Here is a 22,701-nt window from a genome sequence, read left to right on the forward strand (position 1 = left end):
ATGAGCCGGAAAGGAAAAGTTTTAGTGGCGATGAGTGGCGGTATCGATAGTACCGTTACTGCCCTGATGCTCAACGATCAGGGATATGAAGTGGTAGGTATTACCATGAAAACATGGGATTATGCCACCAGTGGCGGCGGTAAAAAAGAGACCGGCTGTTGTAATATCGATTCTTTCAACGACGCCCGCATGGCTGCCGTGCAGCATGGGTTCCCCCACTATATTCTCGACATTCGCGACGAGTTTGGTGATTTTGTGATCGAGAACTTTGTTGATGAATACCTGGCTGGCCGCACACCCAATCCCTGCGTAATGTGCAATACCCATATTAAATGGCGCGCCCTGTTAAAAAGGGCCGATGCACTGGGCTGCGATTTTATTGCCACTGGTCATTACGCAAATGTACATCAACATGATAATGGCCGCTTTTACATCAGCAAAGGGCAGGATGAGACCAAGGACCAGAGCTATGTACTGTGGGGCCTGCAACAAGACCTGCTGAGCCGTACGTTATTACCCCTGGGCACTTATCATAAAACGGCCATTCGCCAAATGGCGCTTGACTATGGTTATCCCGAACTGGCCAAAAAGAGCGAGAGCTATGAAATTTGCTTTGTTCCAGATAATGATTACCGTGGCTTTTTGAAAAGAAAAGTGGAAGGACTGGAAGAGCAGGTAGCGGGCGGTAATTTTATTGATAAAACAGGCAAAGTGTTGGGTAAACATAAAGGCTATCCATTTTATACCATTGGTCAGCGTAAAGGCCTGGATATCACTTTTGGAAAACCAGTATATGTAACCAACATCATTCCTGAGACCAATACGGTGATGCTGGGGGATGAAGATGACCTGAACCGCCAGGATATGGTGGTCAGCAAAATAAACTGGATAAAATACGAGGGAATAACGGATGGTATGGAAGCACTTACCAAGATCCGTTATAAAGATCAGGGCGCTATGGCCAGCTTGTACAACCATCCCAACGGGGTGCAGGTACAGTTCTCCCATTATGCCAAGGGTATTGCCCCCGGTCAGAGCGCGGTATTTTATGAAGGAGATGATGTGATCGGCGGCGGTGTGATACAGCGCGGACAAATAGCCTGATTTACAGGCAATAAATAAGTTTTAATATACGTTACAAACCATCCCGGTTCAATCGGGGTGGTTTTTTAATTTCATGGCTGCAACAAAAGCGCCCCTATTTTTGTCCAGTAACAAACTCGCTGTTTTACAAATCGTTGTATGAAGAAATGTTTTATCTCATTAATCTCCGCCGGTATCCTGTTTGGATGCATCTGGTTAAGCAGTTGCGATAAAAAAAATGATGATCTTACCTCTGATGCAGTAACGGATTATCTGAAGCTGGAAACAGGTAAATACATATTATACCGGTACGATTCTCTCCGGTTTACAGATTATAACAGACGGGACACGATGGTCACCTACCAGGCCAAGGATGTGGTACAGGGACCAATTACCGATAACCTGGGCCGTCCCGGCTGGCGGATTGTACGCTATCTCCGCGATTGGAACAGTACCAAAGAAGTTGACTGGGTAGGCATACTCACTTACGTAGTAACCCCTTCTGACCAGAATATTGAAATGAAGGAAGGCAACTTCCGGTATATAAAACTTATAAAACCAATAAAGGACGGCGCCAGCTGGCATGGCAATGGCTTTTTACCTGATAAACCTTATGCTGAGTTTTACGAATTCAGTAATGACCAGGATATACAAAACTGGGATTATACCTATAGTGATGTAGGCGCTTCTTTAACCATCAATAATAAGAATTACGACAGCACCATTGCTGTTACGCAGATAGCCGATTCATCCAACCTGCCTATTACGGGTGATGCGGCAGCTTCTAAAAGCCTGTGGGTGGAGAAATATGCCCGGGGTATTGGCCTGGTGTATAAAGAAGTAGCGGTGTGGGAATTCCAGCCCGGAAACAACGGCCAAACGGCTTACCGGCAGGGTTTTGGCATCACCATGAGCATCCTCGATCATAATTAATAACAATAGAGGGCGGTACCATAAACAGTCACCTTCCATGAAAAGAATAGCTACGCTGGTACTAATACTGATAGCCACTACCGGGATTGCACAAGTTAAAATGTCCCGGTACCTTGTGGAGTTAACTGATAAAAAAGGAACGCCTTATACGCTTTCGGACCCCTCGGCTTATTTATCTGCCAAATCAATTACCCGGCGCATTAATCAGACAAGGCCCTTCGATTCTACCGATCTGCCGGTGAACCCGGCTTACATTCAGGCCCTTCGCAATGTCCCTTATGTTATTAGAGTAATAAACAATAGCAAATGGCTGAATCAGGTGCTGGTACAAATAGACACTACTAGCTGGATCACAATAAACTCGGCGCTGGCGGGCATCAATGCGTTGCCTTTTGTAAAAAAGGCGAGCAGCGTTGGGAAACGTGAAAGCACCAATAGCATTTCCAATATACTGACCAATAATTCTGTACAGGCGCCGGTGGCTGTTAACCAGGAATACGGACCAACCGGCAGTACTACTGCTTTTAATTATGGCAGTATGTACAACCAGATCCATATTCATAATGCCGACTTTATGCATAACCTTGGCTTTTCAGGCCGGGGGATGACCATTGCCGTCATTGATGGCGGGTTCAGGAATTACCTGAATAATCCCGTGTTTGACAGCGTGCGGTTGCAGGGCCGCATTCTGGGTACCTGGGATTATGTAACAAACGAAGCAAGTGTAAATGAAGACATACCTCATGGCGCCAACGTTTTATCCCTGCTGGCTTCAAACTGGCCGGGCGTATTGGTAGGTACAGCGCCTCATGCCAGTTACTACTTGTTAAGGACTGAAAATGATACTACCGAGTACCCGGTGGAAGAACAGAACTGGGCCGTGGCAGCCGAATTTGCTGATAGTGCCGGAGTCGATATGATCTCTACTTCCCTGGGGTATAATCATTTTGACGATGCCAGCTATGATCACTCCTATGCACAACGCAATGGCAATACTTCCATGATCACCCGGGCCGCTGACCTGGCTGCTAAAAAAGGCATCCTGGTGGTGGTGGCTGCCGGCAACGACGGTAGATTATCCGACGACACAAAATATATCTCCTGCCCGGCAGATGCAGATAGTGTGCTCACTATTGGTTCCATTGATGTAAATGGGAACATTGCAAGTTCAAGCAGCTGGGGACCCAATGGCGCCGGGTTATTAAAACCCAACGTAGTGGCCGTGGGTGAAAATGCGGTGATAACGAATTATATTACTGGTTTGCCCTATTCCGGCAGCGGAACTTCCTACGCCTGCCCCAATATGGCTGGGATGGTTGCCTGTTTGTGGCAGATGTTCCCTGAGTTATCAAATATGCAGGTCATCAATGCCGTGCAACAAAGCGCCAGTAAAAGCGCCAATCCCGATTTCAGGTTTGGCTATGGTATCCCGAACTTTAAAAAAGCCATCCCCCTGCTTACCAAACAGTTTGCCAGCGCCAGTGTGGAATTTAATAACTGCATTGTTTCCGTAAGCTGGAAAAGCAAGGATGATACCAGCTCCGTATATACCCTGCAAAGAAAATTACCAGGTGAAACAGGGTATAGCACGCTCAGTCAGATCAATGCTGCCTCCGGGGCGTTTACTACCAAAAGTTATAACTATAATGATACTTTAAAGACCGCCGGTGCCGGCCCCATGCAATACCGAATACTGCAAACTATGCGGTCTGTTGATACTACCATTGAAATAGCCAACCTGCAGCAAAACAATACGGCTGTTTGTTTCCCCGATAACACCCTGATGGTTATGCCCAGTCCTTTCGATCAGCAATTGCTGGTGGTGTTAAATACACCCGAGGCGATCCCAAACATGGGTATAAAAATTACCGATATGATGGGGCGTGTTATGTTTACCCAAAAAGCCAATAAGCCAGCTGGTTATTTCAGTACCTCCGTTATAACCACCGGTTGGAATACGGGGATTTATGAAGTGACTTTATACAACAATGATAAAAGAATGTATGGGCGCAAGGTGTTGAAGAAATAATTGCTTATCTTTTCTGAAAGACGGCACCAAACAAGGTATCGGCCTTTTGATCATAACCAGTCAGCAACGCTGTTTTTAATAACGAGAGGGATTGCTGTTGCTGGATAAATTCCACTACTTCTTCGTTTTCTTTTTTAAATACCGAACAGGTACAATACAACAAAAAGCCGCCGGGTTTTATATGCTGAATGGCCTGCTGTACGATCTTTTTTTGCAGGGAGCTGTACCGCTCAATTTGTTGGGGTTCGAAATAATACAACTGCTCCGGTGTGCGGCCCCAGGTGCCCGAACCACTACAGGGAACGTCGGTGATCACAAGGTCGAATACTTGCCCGCCGGAGCCTTGGTTGCCCTCCGAAGCTTTAGCGAAGGAGGGGCGAAGGAGGGATGTATTTTTAATGACGTTTGAGGCGGAGAGGTCTGCTACAAACGTATGATAATTCCTGATACCTGCTGTAGCAAAACGTTTCTCCAAATTGATGAGAATAGATTTGCGAACATCCGAAACAGTGAGGTCAATGCGGGGGAAGATATCACTGGCCAGAATGGACTTACCGCCACTGGCCGCGCAGGCATCCCACACCCTGAGCGGAGCCTTGGCATAGGCGCCCCTGATAAACTCCATCAATTCTCCAATTCGCTGCGAGCTAAAATCCTGGACCACCGCTTCGCGGTCTGTTTCAATAATTGTATCTATTTTAGAAGCATTGGGCAGGGCCAGACAGAAGGGGCCTATTTCCCGGAAAACGATTCCTCCCTGTTGCAATTTATTTTTTACCACCGCTTCCTTGCCGGGGCGCAACCGTAGGAAAAGATCGGGCTGGGTGAGAAAGGAGGCGCAGAAAGATTCATAATTTAGACCTTCGCTTATTTCATCCTTCCAGGGAAAAAGATCATAAATCGTGCATGGGGAGTGGTGAGTTTCAATAAGTTGAATTTTTTCTGCTAATGGCAGCTGTGCTTTCCCGTTCCAGTCTGGCTGCAGGTGCTGCAGCAGTTCATTTGGTTCGTTGCTGCACAGGAACAAACCGGTGATGATCCGTTCTTCCGCCGGTAATTGTGGCAACGCTTTTCCCAACCGGAAAAAGGCATAACACAGGTGCGAAATATTCTTGCGGTCTTTGGAACCGTATTTCTTGTGCTGGCTAAAGAATTGTTTTATAAAACTCCCAAACGGTTGGCTGCCATTGTATTGTTGCAGTATTTGAACCGCGGTGTTTAAATGGGAGAAGTACTTCATGCGGGTGCAAGATACTGAAGTAAGGGTATGAAACAGTATGTATACAGTATGGGAACAGGCCTAAATAGGCTTAAAACCCGCACTGAACCCGCACTGGACTCGCACTGAAACCCCATTATCAGTGCGGGTCTGTATACTGGATAAACGCAGTATATACGCGGACCTCATCCCTTTTTGCCCAAAATGTAATAACTTAAGCGTTCAATCTTACTGCTGAAATGCGCAAATGGTTGTTGCTATCATATGTGCTTGTACTGCAACTGCCTGTCTGGAGCCAGGCTGTTCCTTTTTCCTTCCGGAACATGAGTATCAATGAAGGTCTTTCGCAAAGCAGCGTGATTGATATTGCTACCGACGATGCCGGTTTTTTATGGCTGGCCACCCAGGATGGCCTGAACCGCTATGACGGTCGTGAACCCGTTATTTTTAAAAAGAACTTCGACGATATTACCACCACTACCGGTGGCAGGCTGGGGAAGATCGTAAACGGCCTTCATAATACGCTGTGGCTGATCACCAGCGGCGGGAGGTTGGAAAGATTCAATCTGTATGATGAAACATTTACCCCCATTAGAACTATCGGTGCTGACAATCTGGTGCTGCCCCCGGTGACCTGTGTATTCCATGAAGATAATAATTGTCTGTGGATTGGAACGGAGAACAACGACTTGTACCGATATGATCTTACTGGCAATAAGGTGGATCATTATGAATATGGGAATGTAGATTGCCCTAACAGGGTTATACAATACCTTTTTAAAGACAGTCAGCAAAACATTTGGGTGTTAACAAACAGCGGCTACGCTTTAATTAATTTGTCCGGAGCTCCGTTTTCTGAGGTAACACCACCTTCGAGGGAGGGTATTTCATACAGCGCGATGGATGAGGACCGACACAAAACGTTGTGGTTAGGGAGTTATGGTAAAGGCCTGTTGATAAAAAGAGAAGGGTCGCCAGGTTTCTCTCCCTTTACCGGTTATGGTGGCAGAAATACACTACCTGCCACTCTGGTGATCGAATCGGTAAAAGTTGATGCCACGGGCCAGGTTTGGGTAGGCACCTATGGCAATGGGTTGTATGTGATCGATCCGGATAAAACTACCGTCAGTCATTATGTAACCAATAAGAAGGACCCCTTTTCCATCAGTTATAACGATATTTTATCCATAGAGCAAGACCGGCATGGCGGCATCTGGATCGGCACCGATGGGGGCGGGGTGAGTCATTACGATAAACGACTGAATAATTTCGCCTTATTGACCAGTAATAATGTGCCGGAAAAAATTTCCATTGAACAGGTACGGGCCATTACTACCGACCGCCAGGGGGCTTTATGGATTGGGACCAGCAGCACCGGGCTCACCTTTGCCGATATGCGCACCAATACGTTTGAACCCTTTCATTACCCGCCGGCGCCCAAAGCACAGGGCAATTATGACCGGGTTGTTTCCCTGTATACTGATGTACAAGGCGATATATGGGTGGGTACCCAGGGCAATGGCTTGTTGATCGTGGATGCACTCAGCAAAAAAATAAAGAACAGGTTCTATCCGGATGGCGCAGGCTTTGGCCATATACCCGATCATACCATTTGGTGTATGCTTCCCGCCCAAAACAACCAGGTATGGGCTGGTACGCGAAACAGTGGCTTGTGTTTGATAGATAAACAAAGAGGATTGATCAGGAACTATAACACAAGCAGTGCTGAAAACCGCACCCTGGAAAATAATGTGCGCTTTCTGACCCGGGTTAACGACACCACGCTATGCATAGGATATGAAAAAAGAGGTATACAGTTCCTGAATACGCAAACCGGTCAGTTATTTTCAAAACAGAATAGAACGCTGGATAGTTTGAATGCACGCGAAACTATTTTCAAATGTGGCTGGTATCAGCATCCTTTTTTGTGGATAGGGACCTTGGGACGTGGTCTTATTGCCTTCAACCTGAACACTGGTGAAAGCTATACGATCACTGATGATCAGGGATTACCCAATAACACGGTATATGGCCTGCTTCCAGATGAGCAGGGGTCTTTGTGGTTAAGCACAAATAAAGGCATTTGCCGGTTCGTGCCTCCGGTCAATTTGATGACGGTTAACCGGTCGGCCTTTACGATTTTTCTGGTAGAGGATGGTTTGCAAAGCAATGAGTTCAATACAGGTGCTTATCATAAAGCGGCCAATGGTATGCTGATGTTTGGCGGCATCAAGGGGCTTACGATCTTTCAACCGGGCCAGATCACCCTGGCCAATCAACCGTCGCAAGTGGTAATAACCCAGGCTATGGTGAATAATCAGCCACTGATCAGCGATACGGGGATGGCTTACAAAAAGATGCTGCGTCTGCCTTACCGGCAAAATGAGGTCTCATTCAGTTTTACGGCAATGGATTTTGTTTCGCCCCGCCGGTTCAATTATTATTATCAGTTAGCCGGTTACGACAATAAATGGATCGATGCGGGTAATAGAAATTATGTTGCCTATACTAACCTGCCGCCAGGCACCTATGTGTTTGAAGTAAAGGCGGCGCAGCAATTGAATGATGACAGTCCGGTTACCAGGCTTACTATTATTATTGATCCGCCTTTCTGGCGAAACGGCTGGTTTATTATTTTGTGCATGCTGATACTGGCGGGTATTCTATATGCTATTTACCGGTACCGCATTAACCAGCTGTTGCAATTACAAAAGGTACGTGACCGTATTGCCACCGATCTGCACGATGATATAGGCACTACGCTCACTAATATCAGCATTTTGTCGGAATTGAGTAAAAAGAACCTGTTGCAAAAAGAAGAGGCCGGCACTTTTCTCGATCGAATCGCTGAAGAAGTGCACAATTCAAGCCAGGCCCTGGACGATATTGTTTGGAGCATTAACACCAAGAACGATACACTGGAACAAACAGTGGCCCGTATGCGCCGCTACGCGGCGGAGGTATTTGATGCTGCCAATATTTGCTATTCCCTGCATCTGGATGAACAATTTGAACGGTATAAACTGAACATGGAGCAACGGCGCGATTGCTTTTTAATATTCAAGGAAACCATCAATAATATTTACAAGCATGCCAGTGCCAGACAGGTGCAAATAAAGGTATGGATTGAAAAGGGGTTCTTACATATGAGTATTAATGACGATGGCAAGGGCTTTGATACCAGCACCGTTACCCATCGCAATGGCATTAAAAATATCCGGAACCGGATTGAAAAATGGAAGGGGGATATAAGTGTGTCATCATTCGTAGGTAAGGGTACTGTTGTTAAAGTGTATTTTCCGCTTTCATAGGAGCTATAAGCAAAATACCTAACAAACTCACCCCAATGAGCGATACCACTTAGTTGTATAACATAGTTACATTTGTATATGGGAATTAAGATCGTTTTATTTGAAGATAATGACCGGCTGCGGGAGTCGCTGGCCTATCTGTTAAAAATGAACGGGTATGAAGTGGTAGGGGATTACAATCAGTGCACTGAGGCGGCGAATATAGCCAGGGTATATGAGCCGGATGTTGTACTGATGGATATTGATATGCCCGGTGATAATGGAATAAAAGGCGTACGCATGATCAAGGAAGCACGCCCGCAAACATCCGTAGTCATGTACACGGTATTTGAAGATGATGAGAAATTGTTTGAATGTTTGTGCGCCGGCGCCAATGGTTACCTGTTGAAGAAAACGCCGCCGGCCAAATTGTTCGATGCCATACAGGAAGTTCTGGAAGGAGGCGCTCCCATGAGCCCCGTTATTGCACGCAAAGTGTTAAACACGTTCCAGGTAAAAGTAACAAGCAATAAGTATAATTTATCACCCCGCGAAATAGAGGTGTTGCAATGGCTTATAAAGGGCTATAGCATCAAGATCATTGCTGCTGAAATGAGCCTGGCCTTTGATACCGTACGTTCGCACCTGAAAAATATTTACCAGAAGCTGCATGTGAATTGTGGCAAGGAAGCAATTGCGAAGGCGTTGAGTGAGAGAATAGTGTGATTTGGGGTATATTGGTTTCCGAAAAAGAATAACAGATGGGAAAATTGCCGGTTTCAATTGTTTTAACAGTACTTGGATTTGTAGTATTGGTATGTTGGTTATCTGGGAGCCATGGACATATCCTGTTCAGGCCATATATGCGGGAAGACTGGATACTTACCGGGTTATTAGTTGTTTTCTGGGGAATACCACTGATTTTACTTGTCAGTTGGATAATTAAAAGAATAGATCAAAAAGCCTGATAAAACAGAAACTGCTTACATGAAAAAAAGCCGGTAACCTCAAAGAAGTTACCGGCTTTATATTTCTATGTTTGACTTTGTCGTATTTCCTATTGGCTGCTGCCCATTGTCCGTTGCCTTTTTTACAACTCCAACAAGGTCTTAACCGGATCTTTTCCAAACAACAACAGTTCAGGATTCTCCAACAACTCTTTCACTCGCACCAGGAAGCTTACAGACTCGCGACCATCGATAATACGGTGATCGTAGCTTACTGCCAGGTACATCATTGGCTTAATAACTACCTGTCCGTTGATGGCCATAGGGCGTTCCTGAATTTTATGCATACCCAGGATGGCGCTTTGTGGCAGGTTGATGATAGGTGTACTCATTAAAGAACCAAATACACCACCGTTGGTGATGGTAAAGGTTCCACCTGTGAGTTCCTCCATGGTTAATTTGTTGTCTCTTGCTTTGCCAGCCAGTTCTACTACTTTCTTTTCAATGTCGGCCATGCTGAGGCTTTCTACATTGCGGATCACCGGAACAGTTAAACCGCGGGGTGTAGAAACGGCTACAGAAATATCAACATAATCGTGGTAAACCAGCTGGTCGCCATCGATGTAAGCGCCCACTGCAGGCCATTCCTGTAAGGCAATGGCGCAGGCTTTGGCAAAGAAACTCATGAAACCAAGGTTAACCCCGTGTATTTCCTTGAACTTGTCTTTGAATTTGCTGCGTATTTCCATGATGCGGCTCATGTCAACCTCGTTAAAGGTGGTGAGCATCGCAGTGGTGTTCTTTGATTCTACCAGGCGGCGGCTGATGGTTTTGCGCAGCTGGCTCATTTTTTCTCTTCTTTCTTCCCGGCTGAACAGCGGTTTGCCGCCAGTTACTTTGCCTGGGTTCGATAAGGCTTGCAGTACATCGTTTTTAACGATCTTACCGCTGTACCCGCTGGGGGTAACAGATTTGGGATCTACCTTTTTATCGGCGATCATCGCGGCTGCCACAGGTGTAGCTTTGATATCGTTTGATACTGCAGTAACAGGGGCCTGAGAAGGTTGTTGTACTACAGGTTCAGTTTTAGTGCTTGTTGCCGGCTTTGCTTCTTTGGCCGGTGTTCCGTTGGAGCCTGCTGCTTTTTCTGGCTTAGCTGCCTTTTCATCGATAGTAGCCAGGATATCGCCAATCTTAAGGGTATCACCTTCCTTGGCTGATTGTTGCAGGGTGCCTGCCTGCTCGGCATTTACTTCAAAGGTGGCTTTTTCGCTTTCGAGCTCAGCAATCACTTCATCACGTTCAACATAATCTCCGCTGTTCTTTACCCATTTTAATAAAGTGACCTCGCTAATGGACTCTCCAACTGTCGGAACTTTTATATCTATCATAAAAAACGTTTCTGTTTGACTTCAATGATGAATTATGGGCAATCGTGATAAACAAAGTTATATTGAAAATGCGGTATCAATGATCTCTGTTTGCTCCTGTGCGTGAACCTTGGCATAACCGGTGGCAGTGGCAGCGCTTGGCTGACGGCTGATAACACCATAATTAATGCTCTTCAGGTTCATTTGCAGGAAAGAAGCGGCGCCCATGTTCAGTGGCTCTTCCTGTACCCAGAACCAGGTAGCTTTATTGTATTTAGCATACAATGCTTCCAGTTGTTTAACAGGTAAAGGATACAACTGTTCAAGTCGTATAATGGCGGTGTCTTTCTTGTTTTCCTTTTGCTGGCGTTCTGCAAGGTCGAAGTAAACTTTACCACTGCAGAACAATACTTTGCGAACGAGTGAAGCGTCATCTACAAAAGTATCATCGATCACTTCTTTGAAGCCACCGGTCAGGAACTCCTGTGTGGGGGAGTAGGTGCCCGGGTGACGCAAATTAGCTTTGGGTGAGAAGTTGATCAGCGGTTTGCGGAACGACCATGTTAACTGGCGACGCAGGGCATGGAATAAGTTGGCGGCGGTGGTAATATTGGTAACTACCATATTCATTTCAGCGCACATTTGTAAGAAACGTTCCATACGGGCGCTACTGTGCTCAGGGCCCTGTCCTTCATAACCGTGAGGCAACAACATGGTGATACCGTTCATACGGTTCCATTTTTGTTCGCCAGCGGAAATGAACTGGTCGATCAGGATCTGGGCGCCGTTGCTGAAATCACCAAACTGGGCTTCCCATAATACCAGTGAATTGGGGTTGGCCATGGCATACCCATATTCAAAACCCAGTACACCATATTCACTCAATAAAGAATTGTATATTCTGAATTGACCGCTGGCGCCAGGGATGGCGCTTAAGCGGCTATAAGCCTTGTCGGTATTCTCGTCACGCAAAACAGCGTGGCGGTGTGAGAAGGTGCCGCGGCGAACATCCTGACCGCTCATCCGTACATCCTTTCCTTCCAGCAGCAGGGTGCCGTAAGCCATCAGCTCACCGGTAGCCCAGTCCAGTTTACCTTCTTCGTTGTATAATTTTACTTTGTCCTGAATGATCTTTTCCACCTTTTTCAGGGGTTTAAAATCAGCAGGCCATTTCATTATTGATTCAAATACGCTTTTGAAACTGGCTTCACTAATGGCGGTAGCCGGTGATTTTACAAAGTCTTCTTCAGTGGCTTTCCGCAGGTTCTTCCAGTCCAGTTCAGGTTGTTGGTAATGATAAGGCAGTGGTTTCTGCTTTATTTCATCGAGGCGCTCCTGCAGGTCGGCCCAGAATTTCTTTTCCATTTCCTTGGCCAGGTCCTTCGCATCTGATTCACCGTTTTCCAGCAGGAAGTTGGTATACACTTCACGCGGATTGGCGTGTTTTTCGATCAGTGCATACAGCTGTGGCTGGGTGAATTTAGGATCATCGCCTTCGTTGTGACCATGTTTGCGGTAACAAACCATATCAATGAACACATCGGAGTTAAACTCCTGGCGGTAGCGGGTAGCAATTTGTACGCATTTAACTACTGCTTCTGCATCATCACCATTTACGTGTAAAACAGGCGCCTGGATCATGGCGGCCAGTGAAGTACAGTAGTCAGAACTGCGGGCGTCTTCGAAATCGGTAGTGAAACCGATCTGGTTATTGATCACGAAGTGGATAGTTCCACCTGTGTAGTAACCATCGAGGTCGCTCATTTGCAGTACTTCGTATACTACACCCTGACCGGCTACAGATGCGTCGCCATGGATCAGGATGGGTAATATTTTGTCGAAATCGCTTTTGTACAGTACATCGGCTTTTGCCCGGGCGAAACCAATCACAACGGGGTCAACTGTTTCCAGGTGTGAAGGGTTGGGCATCAGCTTCAGGTGAATGGTTTTACCATCGGGTGTTTCCACCTCACTGCCATAACCCATGTGGTATTTCACGTCGCCGCTGCCCATGGTTTGGTCAGGCTTTGCGGTGCCTTCAAATTCACTGAAGATCTGTTCATAGGTTTTACCCATGATGTTGGCCAGTACGTTCAGGCGGCCGCGGTGGGCCATACCGATCACTACTTCCTGCACATCGTTGTTAGCGGCAGTGGTAATGATCTCGTCCAGCGCAGCAATGGTGCTTTCACCACCTTCCAGTGAAAACCTTTTCTGGCCAATATATTTTGTGTGGAGGAACTTTTCGAAGATCACGCCCTGGTTGAGTTTTTCCAGGATGCGTTTTTTCTTGTTGATGGGAAGCGCTTTGGCAAAGTTGCGCTCCATTTCATTGGTGAGCCAGTCAACTTTCTTCTGATCGCTGATATATTTGAACTCGATACCTACATGCCCGGCATAGGTCTTTTGCATGTGGGCGAGAATGTTGCGCAGGGTAGTGGTACCCAATCCGATCATATTGCCTGCATTGAGGGTTTTATCGAGATCAGCCTCGGTAAAACCATAGAAACCCAGGTCGAGATTGGCGCCACGGTCTTTACGCTGGCGGATGGGATTGGTTTTAGCGATCAGGTGGCCTTTATTACGGTAACCCAGAATAAGGCGGTAGGCGCCCACTTCTTTTTTCCAATCGAAGCTTTCGCCCGTAGCTGCGGTTGTTTCTGCCGTTCCGCTAGTCGTCCCATTTTTGCCTTGTCCCACGGCAAAGTCAAATCCTTCAAAAAATTTTTTAAGGTCGGGATCAACACTGTTTGGGTCTTGTAAGAAATCCTGATACAGGTTTTCAATAAAGGCCGGGTGGGAATTGGTGATATACGAAAAATCCTTCATGAGGATGCAATTGAAACTTAAAGTGTATTGAGTTATTTAAAATCGGGGTACAAATATCGGTCAAAAACGGTAGGAATAGTACTCAAATTATCTGAATTTGTGATTTTTGGCGCTATAAAAAAGGATAGGCTGCTAAAACCTGCAAGGGGCGGGCATTCTATGGTAAATTGGTGGAAAAAGAAATGGTTAATTTGCTGTTATTCATGACCTAGAGAAGGCGGGCAAGATTTTTTCTGTATTATTTTTCGTTTTCTTGTTCAAATCCTTACCTTTGCACTCCCCTAAATTTTTGGGGAGTAAATTAGAACGAAATGGCAAATCATAAAGCTACTAAGAAAGACGTACGTCAAGCTGCTAAAAGACGTGAAAGAAACAAGTATTACGGAAAAACTACCCGTAATGCCATCCGTGATTTGAAGGCACTGAAGACAAACGCCGAAGCTACTAAAGAGTTTCCTGATGTAGCTTCTATGATCGACAAACTGGCTAAAAGAGGTATTATCCATAAGAATAAGGCGGCTAACCTGAAAAGTAAGCTGGCTAAAAAGATCAATACCCTGGCAAAATAAGTGGTGTGTCCTGTGGCCATTTGACATCTGGCTGACAGGTATTTTATAAGATATTATTTTTTTTGTTTTTTCCTCCCGTTTACGCGGGAGGTTTTTTTGTTTTTATATAGTGCCCACCCCCCGGGTCAGGAAAGCACATACTTCCCGAACGGAAGTTTAATTTTGCCGTATTTTTAGTTAGACACTCTGCACGTATACAAACATTCCCTTCAGATACTTACCGGCTATATTGAAACAAGCCTGTTTACGCCTGGTGATCTCTCCAGGATGCCACCCAAATGCCATCCGAATCCCATAGCCTATGGCATTCGGATGGGATTTGGATGGGATTCGGATGGGATTATGACCGGGGAAATGGCCTGTTTTAGTATGTCTGGAGAGAATCAGGTAGGATGTAGGCTAGAACTTCAGTGCAATTTCAACCGGATAGGATCTGTCTTATACAGCTCAACCGGTAACTTTTCCTATATTTAAGCTCCCAACAGTCACATTATGAGAATACTATCGGTACTCTGCCTCCTTTTATTGCCCGCATTTATTTTCAGCCAGTCAATTACCACCAAATACGAACAAACCCAGGCCAAAGAAACGCCCACCTACAGCGAGATCATTAACTGGTGGAAGATGATGGACGACCGGTTCTCTACCATAAAAATGCAACCCATGGGGCCCAGCGATGCCGGTTTTCCCCTGCACCTCGTGGTAGTGTCGAACGATGGTGATTTTGATATGAACAGCCTGCGCCGGAAGAACAAACGCATCATTCTGGTGAATAATGGCATTCACCCCGGTGAACCCGATGGAATTGACGCCAGTATGCTGCTGGTGCGCGATATTGCCGCCCACAAAATAAAACTGCCCGATAACGTAGTGCTGGCTATTATCCCCGTTTATAATATTGGGGGGTGTTTGAACCGCAGCCCCTGGTACCGCGTTGATCAAAACGGACCGGCCAATTTTGGCTCCCGTGGTAATTCACAAAACCTCGACCTTAACCGCGACTTCATAAAATGCGATTCCAAAGAAGCCCGCTCTTTTGCGGCCATCTTTCATCTGTGCGACCCCGATGTGTTCGTTGATAACCACGTAAGCAACGGGGCCGATTACCAGCACATCATGACCCTGCTTACCAGTCAGCATAATAAGTTAGGCGGCCCAATGGGCGAATTCCTGCATACGGCGTTTGAGCCGGGACTGTATAAACTAATGAAAGGAAAAGGGTACGACCTGGTACCCTATGTGGATTTTGCCGGCAATACCCCCGAGTCGGGGATGGAGGCTTATTTTGATGGTCCCCGCTACAGCAGCGGTTACGCCACCTTGTGGCACACTTTTGCCTTTGTACCCGAGACCCATATGCTGAAACCCTATAATCAACGCGTGGAAGCTACCAAAGCATTAATGGAATCGTTTATCGCTTTCACTGCTTCGAACAGTGCCACCATTCACCAGTTGCGGGAGCAAACCAAAAAAAGTGTAGCTACCCAAACCAGCTTTCCTGTAAGCTGGAAACTCGATACTACCCGGGCCGATCAGGTGCAGTTCAAAGGGTATGAAGCAGGGCATAAACCCAGTGAGGTATCGGGACTGCCACGGTTGTATTACGACCGTAGTAAACCATATGAAAAACAGATCCGGTATTTTAATAATTACGCAACCCGTACTGCTATTAATAAACCACTTGCCTATATTATTCCTCAGGGCTGGTGGACAGTGATCGATTTGCTGAAGATCAATAAAGTGAATATGCAGGTGCTGGCAAAAGATACCAGTATTGAAGTGGAAGTATACCGGATCGAGGATTACAAAACCTATCCCCGTCCGTACGAGATGCACCATTTAAATACCGATGTAACGGTAAGTGCACATAAGCAAACAATATCGTTCAGAAAAGGAGATTTTTATATCCCGCTTAATCAGCCCGCCAATCGGTTTTTGGTAGAAGTGCTGGAGCCTCAGGCCGATGACTCCTATTTTGCCTGGAATTATTTTGATGGCATTTTGGGCCGTAAGGAAGGATACAGCGCTTATGCTTTCGAAGACATTGCGGCGCAGTATCTCAATGAGCATCCAGATATAAGAAAACAGTTGGAAGCACGCCGGTCAACTGATACTGCTTTTGCCAAAAGTGCCAGCGCGCAGCTTGATTTTGTATATCGAAACTCACCTTATTATGAACCGGATCATATGAAATATCCGGTGTATAGAATAGTGAGTGGTGAGTAGTGAGTGGTGAGTGGGTTCCCGATTGTTCGGAAGTCTGATCAATTGACAGGCGCTCACAGATTCTGTTCGCGCTATTGTTCGGGAAGTTTGAGCCATAGCGAGCCAACTCACAACTGACAACTCACCATTCAAAACTTAAGGTGTCTCACAGTTAATCCATCATTGATCAACTGTTTCAATGAATCTATTCCAATGCGTACATGGCGTTCAACAAAATTGGCGGTGACTTTTTTGTCGCTTTCTTCGGTTTTTACGCCTTCGGGTACCATCGGCTGATCACTTACCAGCAACAAGGCACCGGTAGGGATCTTGTTATAAAAGCCTACTGAAAAGATGGTAGCTGTTTCCATATCAATGGCCATGGCCCTTATCTTTTGCAGGTATTCCTTAAAGTGTTCATCGTGTTCCCATACCCGGCGGTTGGTCGTGTATACGGTACCAGTCCAGTAGTCAACGCTGTAATCGCGAATGGTGGTGGAGACTGCTTTTTGCAGGGCGAATGCCGGCAGCGCAGGTACTTCAGGCGGGAAGTAGTCGTTGGAGGTACCTTCACCGCGAATGGCCGCAATGGGTAAGATCAGATCACCGATATTGTTACGCTTTTTCAGGCCACCGCATTTGCCCAGGAAAAGCACGGCTTTGGGTTCAATAGCTGTTAACAGGTCCATAACAGTAGCAGCAGTGGGGCTACCCATACCAAAGTTAATGATGGTAATGTTTTCTGCCGTGGCGCATTGCATGGGGCGGTCAAGGCCGGTAATAGGTACGTTGTTCCATTCGGCGAACATCTTTACGTAATTGCTGAAGTTGGTGAGCAGAATGTATTCACCGAAATTTTCGAGGGTTTCTCCGGTGTAACGGGGCAGCCAGTTCTTTACTATTTCATCTTTTGTTTTCATAATCATTAAATTTCGTTTATTTTAAGCAAACCGGCTGGTTTTTAGTAATAAGAAATGGTAAATAGTAGCTTTGACAATATGATCAGGATTGAATATCCATTGTTCCCTTTTCGGATGAAAAGGGTAGAAGGGAAAGAATTTATTTTTGATGAATGCCGGCGGCAATGGATCCGGCTGACTTCGGAAGAATGGGTCAGGCAGAATTTTCTGCAATATTTATTACAGACAAAAAAATATCCCGCGGCCCTTATTGCTGTTGAAAAAGAGATCAGGCTGGGGGAATTGAAAAAGCGGTTTGATATACTCGTTTACAATGCACAACACCAACCCTGGTTAATGGTTGAATGCAAGGCTATGGAAGTGCCTTTAGAAGATAGCGTTTTACACCAGGTGTTGCGGTATAACATAGCCGTGCCCGTTCCTTACCTCGTAATTACCAATGGAGCGGCGAGCTTTGCATATATTAGAAAAAACAACCAGCTGCAAATGCTTGAGAATTTGCCGGAATATGGGAATTAAGTTGCTTTTAACGGATTTTATGCTTTCTTTAGCTTAACCAATAAAGCTGTTTATGGATAAGAGTATCCATGAGAAAATTGAATTCCTCAGTCGACGAGTCCAGGAGCTGTCGCGCCAGCAAACTATGGTCAGTAGTCAATTGATACAACTGATCGATGAACTGGAAGCGCTGAAAAGAACGGCAAATGCTTCTGCCGAAATAGTATCGGAGTCTGTAGAGCAGGTGGAAATAAAAACGGTACCACCACCGCCGCCGCCACCTCCACTGCCACAACAGAAGGCAGTTAAAACAACAACTACCCATTCGTCCTCCTCCTTCGAAGAGTTTATTGGAAAGAACGTTGCCAGTAAGGTAGGGATACTAATTACCATCATAGGTATTTTCATTGGCGCCAAATATGCCATTGAACATGAGATGGTAAACCCGCTGGTGCGGGTATTATTCGGATATCTTGCCGGTATCGCGCTGGTTGTCGTTGCTATCCGCTTAAAGAAAAAGTACGAAGCCTATAGCAGTGTGCTGATGGGGGGCGGACTGGCCGTCTTGTATTTCATTACCTATACTGCCTACAGTTTTTACCAGTTGATGCCGCAAATGGCTGCCTTTGCCCTGATGCTGGTTTTTACAGCGGGCACTGTATACGCGGCCTTGTTGTACAACCGCGTAATTATTGCCCACCTGGCACAGATAGGTGCATACGCTATTCCATTTTTATTGAGCGATAATTCGGGACGCTATGCGGTTTTCTTTGGCTATGTGGCCATCATTAATGCCGGTATTCTTATAGTCTCCCTGCGTAAATACTGGAAGTCGCTGTTTTATTCAGCTTTCATTCTTACCTGGTTCATTTATGGGTTCTGGTATATTACCAGCTTTCATTATCAATTGCACAGGTACATTGCCTGGACATACCTGGTAATTTTCTTCCTGATCTTTTATGCCACCTTCCTGGCGTATAAGATCATTAAAAAAGAACAGTACGGACTGAGCGATGTATTTGTGTTATTAAGCAATGCATTTATCTTTTATGGTTTTGGCTTTAGCCTGCTGAATTATGAATCGCCCGATACTGCTTTTAATTATGCCGGCATTTTTACCCTGGTGAATGCGGCCATACATTTAAGTGTAAGCCAGGTGATAAGAAGGTTACAACTGGCCGACCGGTCATTGTATTATTTATTGCTGGGGCTGGTGATCGTATTCTGTACCATTGCAATTCCTGTACAGCTCGATGGCAACTGGGTAACCCTGTTATGGACGGCCGAAGCGGTGCTGGTATTCCTGATCGGTCGCATGCGGCGTGCAGGCTCGTATGAAAAACTGGGTGTGGGATTAACGATCCTGAGTTTTTTAAGCCTGGTGCAGGACTATTACAGTTATTACGGCCAATTTACATCGAACACAGGCTCGCAGGTACATCCCTTTGTAAATATTGTATTTGTAACGGGGCTGCTGGTGGCTGCCGCACAGGGCGCTATCATCTTTTATCACAGGAGTAAAAACTATCAAACAACATTAGGGCCTTCGAGCCTGTTTCTTGGGTTTTATAATTATTGTCTGCCGGCTATTTTTCTGGTAACCACCTTTTCTCTCTTTTATATAGAGATCGACCATTTCTTCAATCGCTTGCAGGAAAGCTCCGAGGTTCTTTATTTATCAACCAGTGATTTTGCCGTTGTTGTATTGTTATTGTATGCTATGGTATTTTTTATTGCCGTGATGATGGTCAATCAGCGTTGGGGCCGCAATAAAATGCTGGCTGCGTTCCTGCTTTCCGGAACGTCTTTACTGATGGTTATGCTGATAATGCATACGCTGGAAGTATTAAATGACCTCACCCGTGCGTACTACCAAAACGGCGGGGGATATTTCGGCGCGCTGGAATTTTACATCCGGTACATAGTAATAGCAGTGACCGCTTTATTACTTTATAAAGGACAGCAGACCCTGCATGAATTTGGGCAGGAGCCGGCAATAAAAAAGTCGTGGACGTTGATGATATACGGCGTAGCATTGGCTTTTATCAGTGCCGAATATCTTTGCTGGACTGCTTTCACCGGTGCGGGAAAACAATACAAGTTGGGCTTGAGCATTGTGTGGGGCATATATGCCCTGATGCTTATCGTGCTAGGGATCCGGAAAAAACAAAAGCACCTGCGGCTGGCAGCCATTGCCTTGTTTATGATAACGCTAATAAAACTGTTCTTTTATGACCTGGCCGGTTCCAGCACCATTACCAAAACGATCTCGTTTATTTCTTTAGGCGTGTTGTTGCTGGTGATGTCGTTTTTGTATAATAAATATAAGGAGGTATTGTTTGGCGATGGGGAGAAAGAAAACTTATAAACAAATAGTATTAAAAAGCAAGAATGCCATCGCGCGCTTTGCGGGATGGCATTCCTGAATATAGTTTCAATTAAATTATTTCTTCTTGCTTAATGAGTTCAGAAGCGTCATAAATATGTCCGCTTTCTCTTTTGTATTGATAACTTCATGCAATGAACTTCTACCACCAGAAGTAAAAGTTATTTTTTTGAGTTCTTTCTCGTCGACTTTTTCGGCAGTTGACCAAAATTCGGCTATTAATTTTTTGAGTTTTTCATCCATACTATTAAAGTTAAATAAAATTATAATAAAAATGAATGCTTGTTACACCAGGTTAAAAATGAAATAATTGTATAGTTTTTCAGGTCTTATCTGGGTTCCCTTGCTTACCACGTTGGGGGTAGCCAGAATGTCTTCTACATCAAAAGGAAGATCCCCTTCTTTAAATTTGCGTAACATTCTTATGTAGTAATTCACGCCATAAATATTAAGGTATTGACGCAGGTAGTCGTTATTATTTAGAATACATCGGTAATACAGGTATGCCCTGGCGTTATTGGACCCGTCAATACCCAGCAATTTATCGGGATTGTTTTTCAGGAAAGATATTCCGGATAATATAATAGTCGAGAACAATCTGGAATAGTTCTGATGATACAGCTTTATCTTATCGTCGATTCGATTGTCTGGTCCTAATGGACCAAAACCAAGGTTATAAACGTTAGGTAACAACGGATGTGACACATCGCTTATTTTAACTGCAATTGGAACAACATCCCCATTCTTTAATGTAGTATCAAATGTCGTTAATAACGAATCCTGGTATAAAGATCTCCTCGTATAACTATCGTCAAGATCGATCTTAATATTCAATGCCATTGTACAAGCAATTAGGTTAGATTAAAATGGTACGAATGGCGAATATATTAATACATGTTGAACTGATAATCATAATAAAAAAGCCTCCACCCGGTAAACCGAATGGAGGCTTCGTATATAAGTTTTGGCCTTAACTATGGGAAGATACCCAGCTCATTATAGCTGGTACCTACTTTATTGATGGCTACCACGTAGGCAGCTGTACGCATATCGGGGATTTGCGGATTGGCTTTCCATACTTCCATGATCTCGCGGGTAGCGGTGATCATAGTTTCTTCCAAACCACTGCGCACCAGGTCAACCTCATCAGGACCGTGCATGATCAATTCTTTTTCTGAACCATTTACCTTTTTACCGGTCAGCTCTTCAATTTGACCAAGTATATGGGTGTTCAGGTTTTCAGTAAAGCGTTTTTCCATACGGCCATAACGCACATGGCTAAGGTTCTTCAACCATTCAAAGTATGATACGGTTACACCGCCGGCGTTGAGGTACATATCAGGTACTACCAGGATGCCTCTTTTTGCAAAGATCTCATCGGCTTCAGGTGTAAGTGGTCCGTTTGCCGCTTCACCAATGATCTTGGCTTTTACATTGGGTGCATTTTTACCATTAACCACAGCTTCCAGTGCAGCAGGGATCAGAATGTCGCATTCCATTTCCAGTGCATCGGTATTTTTAGCAAAGTTGGTACTGCCGGGGAAGTTCAGGATAGAACCTTTGGCTTTACGGTGTTCAACAACCTTATCTACATCCAGGCCATCGAGGTTATAAATAGCACCTTCGTACTCGCTTAAACCAACGATCTTAGCGCCGTGTTCCTGGAAGAATTTGGCAGTATGGTAACCCACATTACCCAATCCCTGTACTACTACGCGTTTGCCTTCAACACCCACTGGTAATCCCAGTTTATCCATTACTTCTTTCATGGAGAGTACTTCACGCAAACCATAGAATACACCCAGACCGGTTGCTTCGCGACGGCCGCGAACGCCACCCTGGGTAACAGGTTTACCAGTTACGCAACCAAGGCCATCAATTTCGCCAGGGCGCATGCTGGTATAGGTATCAACGATCCACGCCATTTCACGTTCGCCGGTACCGTAGTCGGGGGCGGGTACGTCAATGCCGGGGCCTATAAAGTTCTTTTTGATCAGTTCTGAGGTATACCGCCGGGTGATCTTTTCCAGTTCGTACGGGGTATACTTTTTAGGATCGATGGTGATACCGCCTTTGGCACCTGCAAACGGTACGTTCACGATGGCGCATTTATAGGTCATAAGAGCGGCAAGGGCCATCACCTCATCGAGGTTCACTGAAAGGGCAAAACGAATACCGCCCTTACAGGGAAATTTGTGATGGGAGTGTTGAACGCGATAAGCTTTAATAACTTCGATCTTATCGCCAATTTTTACTGGAAAATGCATGCGGTATACGGCATTGCATTGTTTGATCTGTTCCAGAATGCCTGGATCCCAGGTGGTGAATTGCGCGGCTTTATCGAAACTCTTCTCCACCGCGCCAAAAAAACTGTAATCTGACATGACTAAGCTGTTTTTGTTTATGTTTTGAGCAGTATATAG

At 45.4% G+C, this 22,701-nt stretch carries 16 protein-coding genes; 9 read left to right on the forward strand and 7 right to left on the reverse strand.

Annotated features, from left to right (window positions below; genetic code table 11):
- The 3 genes from mnmA (at nucleotide 1) to J7I42_RS14610 (ending at nucleotide 4,045) form a co-directional block, all read left to right on the forward strand.
- Nucleotides 1–1,104, forward strand: a complete 1,104-nt coding sequence (gene mnmA, locus J7I42_RS14600) for a tRNA 2-thiouridine(34) synthase MnmA (protein WP_209139561.1) — start codon at nucleotides 1–3, stop codon at nucleotides 1,102–1,104.
- A gap of 138 nt (nucleotides 1,105–1,242) precedes the next feature.
- The gene (locus J7I42_RS14605; protein WP_209139562.1) at nucleotides 1,243–2,016 is read left to right on the forward strand and encodes a hypothetical protein; all 774 of its coding nucleotides are present in this window, start codon (nucleotides 1,243–1,245) and stop codon (nucleotides 2,014–2,016) included.
- 37 nt (nucleotides 2,017–2,053) lie between these two features.
- A complete protein-coding gene (locus J7I42_RS14610) occupies nucleotides 2,054–4,045 on the forward strand; it encodes a S8 family peptidase (protein WP_209139563.1) in 1,992 nt (663 codons plus the stop codon).
- Between the two features lie 4 nt (nucleotides 4,046–4,049).
- On the opposite strand, the gene J7I42_RS14615 is transcribed toward J7I42_RS14610, so the two are convergent.
- The gene (locus tag J7I42_RS14615; protein WP_209139564.1) at nucleotides 4,050–5,285 is read right to left on the reverse strand and encodes an RsmB/NOP family class I SAM-dependent RNA methyltransferase; all 1,236 of its coding nucleotides are present in this window, start codon (nucleotides 5,283–5,285) and stop codon (nucleotides 4,050–4,052) included.
- A gap of 218 nt (nucleotides 5,286–5,503) precedes the next feature.
- Here J7I42_RS14615 and J7I42_RS14620 point away from each other — a divergent pair, with 218 nt between their 5' ends.
- Both J7I42_RS14620 and J7I42_RS14625 read left to right on the forward strand, forming a co-directional pair.
- A complete protein-coding gene (locus J7I42_RS14620; RefSeq protein ID WP_209139565.1) occupies nucleotides 5,504–8,575 on the forward strand; it encodes a ligand-binding sensor domain-containing protein in 3,072 nt (1,023 codons plus the stop codon).
- Nucleotides 8,576–8,653: 78 nt separating this feature from the next.
- A complete protein-coding gene (locus tag J7I42_RS14625) occupies nucleotides 8,654–9,280 on the forward strand; it encodes a response regulator transcription factor (protein WP_209139566.1) in 627 nt (208 codons plus the stop codon).
- Nucleotides 9,281–9,644: 364 nt separating this feature from the next.
- Here the strand turns inward: J7I42_RS14625 and odhB are convergent, their stop codons facing one another.
- On the reverse strand, nucleotides 9,645–10,892 hold the full coding sequence (gene odhB / locus J7I42_RS14630; RefSeq protein ID WP_209139567.1) for a 2-oxoglutarate dehydrogenase complex dihydrolipoyllysine-residue succinyltransferase: 1,248 nt from the start codon (nucleotides 10,890–10,892) through the stop codon (nucleotides 9,645–9,647).
- A gap of 57 nt (nucleotides 10,893–10,949) precedes the next feature.
- Nucleotides 10,950–13,700, reverse strand: a complete 2,751-nt coding sequence (locus J7I42_RS14635; RefSeq protein WP_209139568.1) for a 2-oxoglutarate dehydrogenase E1 component — start codon at nucleotides 13,698–13,700, stop codon at nucleotides 10,950–10,952.
- Nucleotides 13,701–14,011: 311 nt separating this feature from the next.
- On the opposite strand from J7I42_RS14635, the gene rpsT reads away from it, so the two are divergent.
- Nucleotides 14,012–14,269 carry a 30S ribosomal protein S20 gene (gene rpsT / locus J7I42_RS14640; protein ID WP_209139569.1) on the forward strand — a complete coding sequence of 86 codons (258 nt, stop codon included), beginning with the start codon at nucleotides 14,012–14,014 and terminating at the stop codon, nucleotides 14,267–14,269.
- A gap of 492 nt (nucleotides 14,270–14,761) precedes the next feature.
- A complete protein-coding gene (locus tag J7I42_RS14645) occupies nucleotides 14,762–16,495 on the forward strand; it encodes a M14 family metallopeptidase (protein ID WP_209139570.1) in 1,734 nt (577 codons plus the stop codon).
- Nucleotides 16,496–16,623: 128 nt separating this feature from the next.
- Here the strand turns inward: J7I42_RS14645 and J7I42_RS14650 are convergent, their stop codons facing one another.
- On the reverse strand, nucleotides 16,624–17,394 hold the full coding sequence (locus J7I42_RS14650; RefSeq protein WP_209139571.1) for an AMP nucleosidase: 771 nt from the start codon (nucleotides 17,392–17,394) through the stop codon (nucleotides 16,624–16,626).
- Nucleotides 17,395–17,472: 78 nt separating this feature from the next.
- Between J7I42_RS14650 and J7I42_RS14655 the strand changes: the two genes are divergently transcribed.
- Nucleotides 17,473–17,913: a type I restriction enzyme HsdR N-terminal domain-containing protein gene (locus J7I42_RS14655; RefSeq protein ID WP_209139572.1), complete on the forward strand. Its 441-nt coding sequence runs from the start codon at nucleotides 17,473–17,475 to the stop codon at nucleotides 17,911–17,913.
- A 52-nt stretch (nucleotides 17,914–17,965) separates the two neighbouring features.
- Nucleotides 17,966–20,260, forward strand: a complete 2,295-nt coding sequence (locus tag J7I42_RS14660; protein WP_209139573.1) for a DUF2339 domain-containing protein — start codon at nucleotides 17,966–17,968, stop codon at nucleotides 20,258–20,260.
- Between the two features lie 75 nt (nucleotides 20,261–20,335).
- Here the strand turns inward: J7I42_RS14660 and J7I42_RS14665 are convergent, their stop codons facing one another.
- The 3 genes from J7I42_RS14665 to J7I42_RS14675 all read right to left on the reverse strand — a co-directional run bounded on the left by J7I42_RS14665 (nucleotide 20,336) and on the right by J7I42_RS14675 (nucleotide 22,662).
- Nucleotides 20,336–20,521, reverse strand: a complete 186-nt coding sequence (locus tag J7I42_RS14665; protein ID WP_209139574.1) for a hypothetical protein — start codon at nucleotides 20,519–20,521, stop codon at nucleotides 20,336–20,338.
- A gap of 42 nt (nucleotides 20,522–20,563) precedes the next feature.
- Nucleotides 20,564–21,118 carry a DUF6934 family protein gene (locus tag J7I42_RS14670; RefSeq protein WP_209139575.1) on the reverse strand — a complete coding sequence of 185 codons (555 nt, stop codon included), beginning with the start codon at nucleotides 21,116–21,118 and terminating at the stop codon, nucleotides 20,564–20,566.
- 134 nt (nucleotides 21,119–21,252) lie between these two features.
- Nucleotides 21,253–22,662, reverse strand: coding sequence for a Glu/Leu/Phe/Val family dehydrogenase (locus tag J7I42_RS14675; protein ID WP_209139576.1), 1,410 nt, complete (start codon nucleotides 22,660–22,662; stop codon nucleotides 21,253–21,255).
- Nucleotides 22,663–22,701: the final 39 nt, after the last annotated feature.

The organism is Niastella soli, from assembly GCF_017742245.1.
GTDB lineage: Bacteria > Bacteroidota > Bacteroidia > Chitinophagales > Chitinophagaceae > Niastella > Niastella soli.

Coding starts and splice junctions, on each gene's coding strand:
- J7I42_RS14625 (WP_209139566.1), top strand. CDS start 8,654: ATGGGAATTAAGATCGTTTTATTTGAAGATAATGACCGGCTGCGGGAG.
- J7I42_RS14670 (WP_209139575.1), bottom strand. CDS start 21,118: ATGGCATTGAATATTAAGATCGATCTTGACGATAGTTATACGAGGAGA.
- odhB (WP_209139567.1), bottom strand. CDS start 10,892: ATGATAGATATAAAAGTTCCGACAGTTGGAGAGTCCATTAGCGAGGTC.
- mnmA (WP_209139561.1), top strand. CDS start 1: ATGAGCCGGAAAGGAAAAGTTTTAGTGGCGATGAGTGGCGGTATCGAT.
- J7I42_RS14605 (WP_209139562.1), top strand. CDS start 1,243: ATGAAGAAATGTTTTATCTCATTAATCTCCGCCGGTATCCTGTTTGGA.
- J7I42_RS14635 (WP_209139568.1), bottom strand. CDS start 13,700: ATGAAGGATTTTTCGTATATCACCAATTCCCACCCGGCCTTTATTGAA.
- J7I42_RS14610 (WP_209139563.1), top strand. CDS start 2,054: ATGAAAAGAATAGCTACGCTGGTACTAATACTGATAGCCACTACCGGG.
- J7I42_RS14675 (WP_209139576.1), bottom strand. CDS start 22,662: ATGTCAGATTACAGTTTTTTTGGCGCGGTGGAGAAGAGTTTCGATAAA.
- J7I42_RS14645 (WP_209139570.1), top strand. CDS start 14,762: ATGAGAATACTATCGGTACTCTGCCTCCTTTTATTGCCCGCATTTATT.
- J7I42_RS14620 (WP_209139565.1), top strand. CDS start 5,504: ATGCGCAAATGGTTGTTGCTATCATATGTGCTTGTACTGCAACTGCCT.
- rpsT (WP_209139569.1), top strand. CDS start 14,012: ATGGCAAATCATAAAGCTACTAAGAAAGACGTACGTCAAGCTGCTAAA.
- J7I42_RS14615 (WP_209139564.1), bottom strand. CDS start 5,285: ATGAAGTACTTCTCCCATTTAAACACCGCGGTTCAAATACTGCAACAA.
- J7I42_RS14655 (WP_209139572.1), top strand. CDS start 17,473: ATGATCAGGATTGAATATCCATTGTTCCCTTTTCGGATGAAAAGGGTA.
- J7I42_RS14665 (WP_209139574.1), bottom strand. CDS start 20,521: ATGGATGAAAAACTCAAAAAATTAATAGCCGAATTTTGGTCAACTGCC.
- J7I42_RS14660 (WP_209139573.1), top strand. CDS start 17,966: ATGGATAAGAGTATCCATGAGAAAATTGAATTCCTCAGTCGACGAGTC.
- J7I42_RS14650 (WP_209139571.1), bottom strand. CDS start 17,394: ATGAAAACAAAAGATGAAATAGTAAAGAACTGGCTGCCCCGTTACACC.